Origin of the sequence: Rothia sp. HMSC075F09, from assembly GCF_001810515.1 — a bacterium.
GTDB lineage: Bacteria > Actinomycetota > Actinomycetes > Actinomycetales > Micrococcaceae > Rothia.
In genome coordinates this window covers 266,059-278,984 of sequence record NZ_KV801780.1, presented here as the reverse complement: position 1 = coordinate 278,984, position 12,926 = coordinate 266,059, and the positions used below count along the sequence as shown (strand labels likewise).

Here is a 12,926-nt window from a genome sequence, read left to right as displayed (position 1 = left end):
GGGGGGGGGGGGGGTAGTTGTGTGTGGCAAGCGGGGTGAGAGGGGTAGCTCTTCCGTATTGGGGGTGCAGGCTGGCGTAACGGAATGATTTTGTCGACTTATTTTGTGCGTGGTTATTGGTACGCACGCTTTTAATCAATGTGCGGGGAAAAGCGCTGTGACCTGCAATTTTTTCACTCAAAAGAAATAAATTAAATGCATGAATGTGCAGAATATTTTTATCTCAAATCCATTAAAAATGCATATACATGCAATAAAACCTTGAGTTTCAAGGGAGAGTTGAAAAATTTTGCCTAGTCCATGCAATTTGAGTGCTCTTGGTGATGTTATAGAGAGTAAAAAATATGCTGTGTGGGTTATTGCACAGGAAAATAGTTGGGACGTAAAGCGTCTTTACAGCAATAACAAGAAAAGTATTGTTAGTGTGGAATTACCGATAAATAGAGCGATTCCCTTCGCGGTAACTTCCACCATTACATGAACGTTATGACTAGTCCGTACGTTATAGCGGTCAATCCCGAAGAGACACCCGTCCAGCTTCGATCCGTGGCACCCTCCGGAGGGTATCGTTCACACTCACAGAAGAAGGTGTGTTTCATGCCCGAACCCGCTCACTCAAAAACCCGAGCAACAGCCGCTATTGCTGCTTCCGTCCTGTCCGTCACCGGTGTTGGTGCTGCGCACGCAGATGTGCAGGTGCAGAATACCGGCGGAATGGCTTCACCGACTGCGGTGGAACTCGACAATCCTCCCTCCGCTGTAAACGCAACCCCCATCGAAAACGTTGCTACCCAGAACTCCCCGCAGGTGTACGTCGAGCAGGGTGTTGTCATTAACCCCGCGCGCTCCCAGAGCATTACCGTCACCGGTGAAGGCTTCACCGGCGGTGCCGTTGAACGTTACGGTGTGGCGGTGTACGTGAGCGAATACCGCCAGTACCCCCTCTACGCGTTGGGGCGCGGTTCCGCAGTGACGATGACCCTCGTGCCCGAACTCGATGTGGACGGTGGCCGCTTCAGCACCCAGTTGACCCTGCCCGCAGGTACCCTCGACCCCAACCAGCAGTACGTTGTCGCAACTGCCGTGGTTGACCCTGCCAAGGGCTACGCGACGGAGGATCCCTCCTACAACTCCTCCGCACCCCTGGAGCTGCTGCCCGCAAATACTCAGGATGAGCCGCTCAATGCTCAGATTCTTTCGGGGCAGCTGGAAATCCCGCAGGATAAGAACCTTGTCGTCTACAAGGTCACCGGTCTGGGTGAGGCGCAGGCTTTTGAAGTCATGACCTACACCTACGCCCTGGATAGCCAGGGTAACCGCATCCTGCTCGCTGCCTCTCCCGCGCGTGCCGACGTTATGAACGGCACCCTCCTGGACGGCATTGAAGTGCCCGGATCCAGGCTGGAAGAAGTGCAGGCTGTTCACGAAGACCTGCGCTACGTGCTGAGCATTGAGGTTGCGCCCTCTGCCGCTAATGGTTACACCGCCCAGGAAGTTGAGGTTCCCTTCATGAATGGTTGGAATGCACAGAATGGCTCCGCTCCGGTTGCTACCGCTGAGCGTGCAATGGCGGAGCAGGCACAGTTCGAGAAGAAGCAGCCTGCAGAGGAAGCGCAGCCCGAGCAGGTCGCCCAGGCTACCCCGAGTGCGCAGTCTGAGCAGGCTACCTCGAATGCTCAGTCCGCTCAGGCAGTTGCCGCGAGCCCCGTCGAGCAGTTCGACCACGTACTGCCCGAGAACGACCCGCGCCGCCACTACAGCCTGCCGCGCAATACCGTCTTTGACCGCGTCCACGACACCACTAAAGAACAGAACAACACCTCTAACCCCGTGATGACCGCCCGCCTGCACGTAGAAGAAACCGTAGTTCCCGAAAACGATTCCGCAAAGACCCTGACCCTGCGTGGAGAGGGCTTCACCGGCGTCAGCTCGGTGCACCTGATGGTTAGCGCTATCGATGAATACGGAGTGGCTACCGGCGGCGTGATTGCGTCGGCTGATGTCTCTGAGATTGACGACTCCGGTGCTTTCACCGCACAGGTGCAGATTCCCGGCTCGGAGCTCAAGTCCGGTGCCACCTATCGTGTGAGTGCTGTGGCGGAGGATGAGCAGGGTACTGTGCGCATGGTCAATGGCGGCTTTACCGTCGAGCGCGATAGCGTGGATAGCCTGCCCACTACCCCTGAGCAGGATGCGCCCACTGTCGAGGCTCCCGTAGCCGACACTCCCGCTGTCGAGACTCCCGCGGTCGATGCTTCGGTGCCTACTGAGCCTGCGGCTGATCAGGCTTCTGTTACCGAGCAGAAGGCGGGGGAGAGCGGTGCTGAGCAGAAGAAGGACGCTCCGGCTGGTGTTCAGGGTGCTCCCGCGCAGAATGTTTCTGCACAGAATACCTCTGTGCAGAAGGTTGAAGCGCAGAAGGGCAACGCGCAGAAGGCCGAAGCACAGGCATCTGGCTCCCAGAAGGTTGCCTCCGGTGCCCAGCAGAAGCGCGAGCAGTTGGCGGCTACCGGCGCCTCCAATATGTTGGTCATTAGTGCCGCTGGATCGCTGTCACTGCTTGCCGGTATGCGTTTGAGCCGCCGTCGCCGTAGTGAGATGCAGCTCAGTTCTCGCCGCTAAAACGGGTCAATTATTGCCCCACTAGGCAAAATACGCATATAGATGTAGGGATGTCCGAAATGCAAGATTCGGGCGTCCCTACATCTTTAACTTTTTCTAAGGTTATACCTATAATTTAGAGTGCTGTCATAGACGGTACTATCACTCTTTACCACCTCGTTCACCCGAGGTGAGGAGTCGCTGTGAAGCGCCTCCGGTCACCGATATCAGAGAACCGTTATTCTGTGCCTACTTCCGACCTTTGGGCGCAGGAGTCACACGACGATTCATCACACTCACTCACGAAAATAGGTGACCATGTTTTCCACGCAGCGAACTGCTCGCGGCGCGGCGCTAGTAGCGTCCGCAACCCTCGGTTTGGGGGGTGCTCTCGCGCCTGCAACTCTTGCTCCCGCAACTTTCGCGCCTGTTGCCTACGCTCAGACTCAGCAGCCTGAAAAGCCTGAACTTCCGCTCGCCGTTGCCACTGATGTGGTTCAGCACAGTATCTCCTTGGTTTTACTGGCTCAGACTGGCGACTACACTCTTCTGCAAATCGGCGGTGTAAATTCCCTGGACCAGGTGAAGGTTCGCCTGTCCGCCATCTCCGTTGAAGATGGCGTTGTGGCGACCATGACCGTACCCGCAGCCCAGATGACTGCCTCAAAGAATGAAGAAGGCAATATTGAGCTGAGCATCCACCAGCGCCTCAACGTTGAGCAGCCGTACATGGTGGAAATTGAGAATCTGAGCAACGGCGAGACTGTCTCCGTTGAGTTTATGCCCGAGTACGGTGTAACAGTCGACGAGATTATGGCTAGCAGCCAGAACATTTTCTTCCCGGACACCCCCGGTGTTCCCCGTGCTAACCGCGTGGAGGCGAATCCTGCCCCCGAGGTGTCCCTGAGCCCCAGCGCATCCCCGAGTGCCGCGAAGGATAGCCCGCGCCCGACGGTCGCCCCGGCACCTTCTGAAGCGCCGTCTGCATCGCAGAAAGTTTCTGCTCGTCCTTCTGTGAGTGCATCTGCTAGCGCCTCGGTGAGTGCGTCTGCCAGTGCTTCTGCTTCGGTGAGTTCTTCTACCGATGATGCGGCGCCCGCTGAGGTGACCGAGGATCGTCTGCTGGTGCACTCCCGCTCCGATCGGGCTCCCGCGGAGACCCGTGAGGCGACCCTGGAAATTTCCACCGCAGAGCTGCGCGGATCGGATGAGCTGCAGCCGATTAGCGTGCGCGCTAGGAACGTTGCGGAGAGTGGCCTGGGTTATGACGTGATGGTCTTTGAGATGCCTGCTGACGGCGGTGCCGTGGGTTCACCGCTGGCGACCACGCATGTGAGCCCTCAGCAGGTGGCTGATGCTTCTTTCTCTGCTGATTTGAAGGTTCCCGGTACCTCTTTGAATGCTGGTAAACGCTATCGTGTGGTTGTGGTGGGTGGTAACTCCACTGAGGAGCTGCAGCTCATGGCGACCAGTGCTTTTGGTGTGAGCGTGATTCAGCGTGCGGTTCCTGTTGACCCGGCTCCGAAGCCTACGAATACTGTTGTTCACCCGCAGGTCCCGATGATTTCTGATGCGAATCATCGTGTGAGCCCTTCGGCCCCTTCGGGTCGCGTGAGCACTGTGGATTCTTCAGGTGCCTCTGCGGATGCTCAAGATTTGGTGACTGATTCTGTTGCTAAGATTCCCTCGGTGGATAGCGCTCTGGGCTATATTGTGCAGGCGCAGCAGTCGGCGCGTGCGATTACCGCGCAGGCTCGTAGTTCTGTGGCTGAGACTGCGGTGGTTCCTTCGACGATGATTATGTCTGGTTATGCGACGCTACTGCCTGGTCGTACTGTGGTGAACCTGCTGGGTTATCAGTCTTCGGAGTCTGAAACGGTGACTGTTGCTTCGCCTCAGGAGAATGTGGGTGCTGCAGGTTCGGGTAGTTTCTATACGCGTAGCTCGAAGTCGCGCGGTGATTCTGCCGGTTCGAAGCTGGAGGCGAGCGCTCAGGATAATGGCCCGCTGCCGGAGGGTACCTTGCCGCTGAGTATTGCTCTGCTGGGTTCGGTTGCTTTTGTGGGTACTGCTGTGGCGGTGAATGTGTATCGTCGTCGCCTTGAGGGCGCTGAGGAGCTGGGTGCTGAGTAGTTCAGCTATTTGTTGCTTAGCTCTGTGAGGCGTGGCTCTCTGTAGGGGAGTTTGTTGAGTGGGAGGCGCTCTGTCGGGTGCGTGCCGTGTGGGTGCGTGTTCGGCGGGGCGCCTTCTGTGTGCCCGGATGTTTGACTCTATTGCGCGGTGGTCTGGTGCGCTTTGGGGTGGTGTAAAAATCTCTTTTTAGTGCACTCTGGGGAATATATTTTGACATTCGAATTTTGCGTTATTTATATCTCAGTAAAGTAATTAATTCCCTTTTATTTCGGCAATTATCGCGACATAAAGTTTTAGCACGTGAATGCAATGCAACATTAAGTGCAATATCCGTGTTAGGCTAGGGTGTAACCGACGTACTGGTGCGCAAATACTTGGATAGAAACACCGGCTTGTGGTGAGCCTTCCCTAGTCCACGCTTTGCGCCTACATCGATCGAAATGGCGCACATGACTATCACTCGACTTCCGAAACGCATTCATGCTCTTTCGCTTGCAGCCGCTTTAGGTGCAAGCGCTTTTGTGCTTCCTGGCGCCTCCGCAGTAGAGGCTGAAGCAATTAACGTGAATGATTGCCTGGCGGCTCTGGTTAATAGCGAATTTAATTCAAGCTGCCCCTACGAAGACCTTGAAATTGAGGTCGATACCATTGAGATTCAGATTCAGTCCATCAAGGACGGTCAGGCAACCATTAAGCTCGCGCCCCTCTATGAGGGCGGCTACGTGGGCGATGCCTCTAGGGTGTACCTGGTAATGCAGTACTACGACGCCACTGGCACGTTGCTTGGGTCTGACACCTACGAGCCCTCCGCAATGCAGGTTGAGCGTGCGGACGACGGCTCGATGCTTGTCACCTTTGAGATGCCGCAGATGCCCCAGGAGGGCTACTACTCCATGAGCGTCATGGACCTGACGACCTCTGACGAGGGCTATGGCGAATTCATGATTTCTGAGGGTTCCCTCGTTCCGCACGCTATCCCGATTGGGGATGACTCTGACGAGGTGATGGTGGACAAGAAGGAAAACGCCCACCAGGTGCCGACCATTGACGAGCTGAAGACGATGGAAAAGCTCCGTGAAGAGGAGCAGAAGAACCAGCAGGATGCAGATCAGAAGGGTAGCAAGGATAAGGTTAAGACTGAGGTGCCTTCCGAATCTGCTGAAAACCTGAACCTCGAAACCCACACGCAGAAGCTAGAGCAGGTCCCCGGCGGATCGACCTCTTCTCGCGATACTCAGACCCTGAGTGTTGCGGAACTGAAGGTCGCCTATGCTGAGGTTCGCTCTGATAAGGAAACCAAGCCGGTGACTATCAGTGCAGCGCGTCTGCCCGCGAATGCGGCTGGCTACGACCTAATCGTGGTTGAAACCGATATGAGTGGCAACCATAAGGGTGATGCGCTGTCCATTACACACATCAGCTCTGATCGCATCGTGAATGGCGCGTTCAAGGAAGAGGTTGGCATGCCCGGCTCTCTGCTGAAGACCGGCTCGGTGTACACCGCCTACCTGGTGCGTGCGGACGATACTGAGTATGCGGAAGAAGTTGTCTCGGTGCGATTCAAGGTCAGTGGCGAGGCGACCGGCAACTCAACCTCCTTGACGAAGGATGAGTCGCCCCGCCAGGATGCAAACGCATCGCTTACGCCCAGCGCCAATACAGCCGAGGCGACCGGCGCCACTCAGGGTAGCCCCTCCGCTGCTACTAACGCCGTCTCGACTCGTTCTGATGACACCCAGTCGGGCTCGGGTCAGTCTGCCGCGAGCGCACCCCGCTCCACTCTGGATGCGGTGAGCGCCATGTCCAAGGCAAAGGAAGCGAAGGCTGAGCGTCAGCGTCAGGCTCTGCAGGCTTTGGCTCAGGCACGTACGATCGCTCCGCGTTCGGCTTTTGAACCGACCCGCACCAATCAGATTTCGGCGTACAGTTCGGGTTCTGATCCGGCATCTATCGCTGCTACCGCGAAGCTGGATGCTTTGACGGATGAAGAAAAGGCAGCGTCGGTAGCTTCTGGTAACGGAAATAAGGGTTTCACCCCCGTGGTTCATTCGGAGTCTAATAATCGTTCAGCTACGGTGAACTCGAATACCACTCAGGTGCACTCCACCGCGAATGCTGATCGTCAGGATGGCGTGAAAGCTGTAGCTTCGGCGGCGTCTCCTGCTAGTGAAGAGGTTGCGCAGCACGGTGTAGCTTTCTGGGCTCTTGGAGGCGCCGGTTTGGCGCTGGTGGTTGGTGCCGCGTGGATGGCTCACCGCAGGGGAGTCCTCGGCGGCTAACGCCCCTAATCCGTGCTTTTTGACGGCATCGCATAGTATGTTCGTTGTTTCATGAGGAATGCTCGCCCCCGCTATCTGTTGGCGCAGATCGCGGGGGTGAGTCGTGCGTTCAGGGTGTTCAAAAAAACTCTACCCTCGCGTGAATAAACCTTAAGGTTCGTGATAGGGTTGAAATAACCGATAAATAGATGCGAGCTATTGTCAGGTCTTCTTCACCTGAAATATGAAGCGGAGTATGGTACGACGAATCCGGGTGTATGGCGCACTCGGGGGTCCGCGCGGCACATGAGGAACGGGCAGTAGCACGCACATTTCCACCATGAAAAGACGCATTGCATGAGTATTTATTCAGCGAAGCACCGTATTGTCACCGCAACCGTTTTGGTTGCGGGGCTTCAGTGCGGGCTTGTTGTACCCTCTGTCGCAACGGAAGCACCCGTCACGACGCACTCTGCCGTGCAAAAAACCGCGACCTTGAACGCGAACCAGGCTGAAGATAATCAGGAGGCACAGGGCGCCGCCTCCACCATCACCATGAAGGCGCAGCTCAAGGATGGCGGCTATCTTCTACGTTGGACGGGCTTCCCTAAAGATCTGGAGGCCTCCAGCGTTCTGGTTGACGTGAACTTCTACACCCCTTCCGGTGAGTACGGCGGCTCCGTCCTGGAAAGCCCCGCCCTAACTGAGGGGACCAAGGAGGGGGAGTTTCGCCTCCTGATGAGCCCGGCGACGGACTCTAATGTCGTGTACGTAATCGTTCTGGAGGATACCGCGCACGGTGTCTCCTACGAATTTTTTGTGACCGAGCGGGGGAACCGCCTGGTAGAGGCTGCTGACCCGCGCAACGGCAAAACAAAGCCCACCGAACCTCCGGTCGATATTGAGCGTGAAGAAGCAGAAACCGCTGACGCAACTGTTACCCCAAGTCCCGAGGCGGTAAACCTGCCTTCGCCGACCGCTACGTCATCCACCGATGCGAACGGTGACGCGGTTCGCCGTACCGTAGACAACCCGCAGAACAAAGATTCTGGTCAGTATGGTATCTCCGAAGACACCAGTATGCATGACCCGATGAATCAGCGCGAGGGTAAGGCGCACATGTCCATTCAGGACTCGCAGGGTAACTCTCAGGATGACACAAAGCCCGTCACGGTCCGTGCCACGAACTTCCCTCAGAACGAGAAGGGTTACGACCTGATCGTCATGGAAATCGACTCCAACGGCAACACTGTGGGTGATGCGCTCGCCATTGTACACGTTGGTCCAGAATCTATTTCTGCGGGTGCTTTCGAGGCGGTGATTGGCGTGCCCGGCGCGTCCTTGCAGGTCGGCAAGACGTACCTGGTGGCAGCATTTGACGCCGCCAATGACGGCAACCTTCAGCTGAATACGGTTCGTTTTACGGTGACTCAGGCTTCTGTTGAGAATAGTGGCTCGTCGTCTGATTCTTCCTCTAAGAACGAGAGCGAATCGACTGCGGAACCTTCTGCGAATCCTACGATTACCACTGATTCTGCAGGTGCATCTGGCGCGAGCACACCCGCCGCAGGATCTAGGTCTAAGACCCGCGGTATTCAGGCTGATACCGCCATGGCTCCGGGCACTAAGGACGCCACGATTTCTATTCCGCGCGCTACCGGTAGCTCTGCCACCGCGTCTTCCTCGGCGCTGGGGTACCGCACTGAGGAGGCGCAGCCTGTTCAGGTGCCGACCCCCGACTCTAATCTGCCTTCGGGTATTGACTCGGCGGCGCAGTCTCGCCGTGCCGCGATTCTGAATGGTTCTTCCTCTCAGGTTCGTACTGAGCACGGGTCGCCGGATGGCGTGAAGGCAATGGAGGCGCAGATTACCCGCAACATGGATAAGAGTTCGCCTCTTCTGCCGATTTTGGTGACCCTGGGCGGTGGCCTGATTCTTGGTGCTCTGGGCATGTCACGCATGCATACCTCGAAGAAGGATTAGTCGCGTAGGGGGTGGGGGAGTAGCGGCCCCTGTTGCCTGTTGAGGGGGTATTGCCCTGTCGGTGTGCTGTGGGGTGGTTTGTCACAAAACGGTTTCTTGGAACCTGATGTTGAGAAATACTCACGCTATCGATATAGTAAGCCTGTCCTAACAGTGTCGATAGTATGGATACACACCAATGAAGATTTTCACATCTGGCACCCGCCTCTCCAAGGGAGCCTGCGCCCTCGCTGTCGCTGGCGCTGTCGCCCTGCCCCTGGCACCCGTTCTCGCCGAGAACATTAATATCGCTGCCCAGAACGTTGCCGCACAGAACGTCGCTGCAGGCGACCAGGCAACTGCAGGCGCGTCCTTCGGCTGGGGCGTGCGCGCCTCCTTCCTGTCCTACAACGGTATGCCCCGCGAAATGACCGACGGCGCAGCCTGGGACGCAACCGCAAAGCAGTTCACCTTCACCCCGACCTCCACCACCGTCTCTGAAGACGGCAAGCAGGTCACCCTGCAGGCTGCCGGCCGCCTCTGGTTCACCGGCCACTGCGCCGAAGGTCAAGACCCCGAAACTGGTTGCGCCCTGAACCTCACCTTCTCCAACCCCCGCGTGGAACTGAACCTTGCTGACGGCACCGGCTCCCTCTACATGACCGTGCGCACCAAAAACTACGCCTCCGGCAAGTTCGAGGGCCCCATGGAAGTCAAGATGGCGACCCTGAGCACCGGCACCGCCAAGCAGAGCGAGAAGGACGGTGTGGTCAGCATCAGCGGCATCTCCGCGAACCTGACCGCCGACGGTAACCACGCCTTCTCCGACTTCTACAACGAAGGCGCCAGCCTCGACCCGCTGAGCATCTCCTACAACGGTAGCGCAGCTAACACCCCCAAGAGCGCCTACAGCGTCGCTGAGTCCTACAACACCGGTGCGGGCGTGAACCTGCCCCAGAACACCGCACGTCTGGGCCAGAACCACATCGTGCACGTGGCACCCCCGAGCTTCGGCGGCGACACCACCTACACCGTGCTGACCAGCTCCAACCTGAAGATGACCGACACCGGCGTACTGAAGGCCAACAAGGGCGTTTTCGCCGTGGATGCTGACGGCAACCGCATGCTCGTCATCAACAGCGAGACCAACAAGCCCGAGCTGTACACCGTAACCGCTGAAGGTAAGCTCGTCTCCTCCGGCACCTACTCCAACGCAGACCTCGGCACCACCACCGTCAAGGCAATCGGCTACAACCCCGCCAACAACACCTGGGGTATCGTCAGCATTGACGGCCAGGGCGGCGGCAAGCTCACCATCATTGACGCATCCGGCAAGGCAACCTCGCAGGCTCTGCCGAAGCCCGACTCTATCGACCCGCAGGTTGTGAACGCATACTCGCTCGACGAGTACTACGGCGACTCGTTCTCCAACAACACCGTGACCCTCGCACCGCTGCCCGACGGCAGCTTCGTGTACGCGCCGTCGACTTCCATCTACGATGCGGCCGGCGAAAAGGCGGTTCAGAAGGGTCACCTGCTGCACATGAGCAGCAACGGCGTGTCCCTGGTTCCGAACTCTTCACCCGCAGGCTACGACACCGCCCTGCCCTCGACCCTGGTCAGCCCCAAGGGCTACATTTACCGTTGGAACAACTGGTACGGCGGTAAGGTGCAGATCCTCAAGTACGAGAACGGCACTTTCAGCGTGGTCCGCGAGTCCGCAACTCTTGAGGGCTTCGAGAAGACCGAGGTTGCCACCATGTTCCTGACCCGCGCGGGCAACGTGGTTGTGGTGGATGCTTCCGGCTCCCGCCTGGTGTTCATGGATGACAACCTGAACAAGGTGAACGAGGTGGTGCTCTCCTCGATGCGCAAGACCGACAAGAGCGGCGGCTACAACGCTCTCGAGCTGCCCAACGGCGATATTATCTACCCAACCAGCTTCGAGAACCCGAACACCTATGAGGATCAGCTGTGGCTGAACCGCCTGGCAGCGAACTCGGCACCGACCCCGGCACCCGAGCCGACCAAGGCACCTGAACCGACTAAGGCACCTGAGCCGACTAAGGCACCTGAGCCGACTAAGTCTGCTGAGCCTACCGTGGCACCGACTGCTGAGCCGACCGTCGCGCCTTCTGCTGAGCCTTCTGCTGAGCCTACCGTGACTGCGGAGCCGACTGTTGCTCCGACCGAGGCGCCGACCGCAGAGCCCACTAAGTCTGCTGAGCCGACTGTTGCGCCCACCGAGGCACCCTCTGCTGAGCCGACCGTTGCTCCCACCGCTGAGCCGACTGCGGAGCCTTCTGCTACTGCAGAACCTTCTGTCACCGCAGAACCGACTGCTGAGCCGACCGTGGAACCCTCTGCAACCGCTGAGCCCAGCGTGACCGCAGAACCCACCGCAGCACCTTCGGAAGAGCCCACCTCGCCGTCTCTGCCGACCGCATCCGTGGCTCCTTCTGTAGCCCCGAGTGCTTCTGCAACTCCGAGCGCATCGGTGAGCGCTTCCCCGACCGCGGTTCCGAGCGTTCCCGCTGTGACCCCCTCGGTGAGCGCGTCTGCATCCGCTAGCGCGTCTGCTTCTTCGAGCGCTTCTGCGAGCGCATCGAGCTCCGCAAGCAGCTCCAGCAGCGCATCGGTGACCGCATCGGCTAGCGAGTCTGCATCTGCGAGTGCATCCGCGTCCGCGAGCGCTTCCGCAAGTGAGTCTGCATCCGCGAGCGCTTCTGCTTCTGAGAGCAGCACCGCTGACCAGAACGCAGCCGGCCACAAGGGTGGCTCCAACGGCGGTTCTGACGCAGGTTCCGGCGCCTCCGACAACTTGGGTGTGAGCGGCTCCAACGGCGGTTCCTCTAACGGTGGTTCTTCCGCAGGTGGTTCCTCGACCTCCGGTAGCTCCTCCTCGAAGCTGGCACAGACCGGCGCATCCGGCGCTATGTTCGCAGCAGCAGCTGGTGCTATCACCCTGGCTGCAGGTACCGCACTGGTCGTGGCACGCCGCCGCAAGAGCTAAAATTTAGCCTTCGTGCAACACCCCGTTTCGTCACTCGTGTTCATGAGTGGGGAAGCGGGGTGTTCCTTTCATACAATGGAAATATGACTATTCTGAATGTAATCGCAACCTCGCACGGCACCGACTCGGTCGCCGGTCGCGAGGCTATTACGCTGATTCGTGAGCAGATCAAGTTCCTGCTCGCGCAGCGTAACGACGGCGTGGAGTACCGTATCCACGCCGCATATGTGGATGTGGAATCTCCCAGCGTTGATGATGCCGCAGCCTCTCTGCCCAATGATGAGCCCTGCGTGATCGTGCCGATTCTGCTGTCGACCGGTTTCCACACTCAGGTGGATTTGCGCCGTGCCGCACGCAATAGCGGTATTGAGCGTATTAGTATTGGCGAGTCTCTGGGCCCGGATGCGCGCCTTGCCGCACTGACCCGCGCCCGCCTGGAAGAGGCTGGTTGGACTCCCGGCGACGGCCCTGTTGTGCAGGGTGCTGCGGGTTCTTCTCGTGCTGATGGCCGTGCGGACATGAGCCGTGCCGCTGAGTTGCTGGCTGAGGAACTGAACACCCCGGTGCATCACGGCTTCGTTGCCGCTATCGATCCGAAGTTCCACGAGGTTGTTGCCGAACATCAGCCTAAGTTTGCCGCGACCTACCTGCTAGCGGAGGGTTTCTTCGCCGGTAAGATGCGCCGTGATGCTGAGTCGACCGGTGTGCCGGTGAAGGTTGCCTCGCCGCTGGTGAACGCGCAGGGTGGTGCTTCTGCTGCCGTGGTGGCGGAGTGCTTTATTGACCGCATGGATGCCGCTATTGCCCAGCTGGATGCCGCCTAGATGACTTAAAATCAGGCTAGTGCGCTCGCTGTTCACTCACCTGATTCGGGGCTTCTGAAAATCCATACAAAAAACCTCGGGACGTTATGTTCCCGAGGTTTTTTGTGTTGCTGTGTTTGAGTTGTGAAGTGTGAG

Annotated in this window: 6 protein-coding genes; all 6 read left to right on the top strand. The window is 58.1% G+C overall.

Annotated features, from left to right (window positions below; translation table 11 throughout):
* Window positions 1-597 precede the first annotated feature (597 nt).
* Window positions 598-2,622 (top strand): adhesin, encoded by a 2,025-nt coding sequence (locus HMPREF2749_RS03005; protein WP_070593395.1) that lies wholly within the window; start codon window positions 598-600, stop codon window positions 2,620-2,622.
* A 297-nt stretch (window positions 2,623-2,919) separates the two neighbouring features.
* Window positions 2,920-4,734: a hypothetical protein gene (locus HMPREF2749_RS03000; protein WP_044150365.1), complete on the top strand. Its 1,815-nt coding sequence runs from the start codon at window positions 2,920-2,922 to the stop codon at window positions 4,732-4,734.
* Between the two features lie 449 nt (window positions 4,735-5,183).
* Entirely contained in the window at window positions 5,184-7,013 is a 1,830-nt protein-coding gene (locus HMPREF2749_RS02995) for a hypothetical protein (protein ID WP_246823489.1), read from the top strand.
* Window positions 7,014-7,487: 474 nt separating this feature from the next.
* The gene (locus tag HMPREF2749_RS02990; protein WP_246823488.1) at window positions 7,488-8,975 is read left to right on the top strand and encodes an enoyl-CoA hydratase; all 1,488 of its coding nucleotides are present in this window, start codon (window positions 7,488-7,490) and stop codon (window positions 8,973-8,975) included.
* Between the two features lie 178 nt (window positions 8,976-9,153).
* Entirely contained in the window at window positions 9,154-11,967 is a 2,814-nt protein-coding gene (locus HMPREF2749_RS02985) for an HtaA domain-containing protein (RefSeq protein WP_070593392.1), read from the top strand.
* Between the two features lie 83 nt (window positions 11,968-12,050).
* A complete protein-coding gene (locus HMPREF2749_RS02980; protein ID WP_065423850.1) occupies window positions 12,051-12,791 on the top strand; it encodes a sirohydrochlorin chelatase in 741 nt (246 codons plus the stop codon).
* Window positions 12,792-12,926 lie beyond the last annotated feature (135 nt).

Excerpts from the sequence above, each read along its gene's own strand:
- HMPREF2749_RS02995 (WP_246823489.1), top strand. The coding sequence starts at position 5,184 with ATGACTATCACTCGACTTCCGAAACGCATTCATGCTCTTTCGCTTGCA.
- HMPREF2749_RS02985 (WP_070593392.1), top strand. The coding sequence starts at position 9,154 with ATGAAGATTTTCACATCTGGCACCCGCCTCTCCAAGGGAGCCTGCGCC.
- HMPREF2749_RS02980 (WP_065423850.1), top strand. The coding sequence starts at position 12,051 with ATGACTATTCTGAATGTAATCGCAACCTCGCACGGCACCGACTCGGTC.
- HMPREF2749_RS03005 (WP_070593395.1), top strand. The coding sequence starts at position 598 with ATGCCCGAACCCGCTCACTCAAAAACCCGAGCAACAGCCGCTATTGCT.
- HMPREF2749_RS03000 (WP_044150365.1), top strand. The coding sequence starts at position 2,920 with ATGTTTTCCACGCAGCGAACTGCTCGCGGCGCGGCGCTAGTAGCGTCC.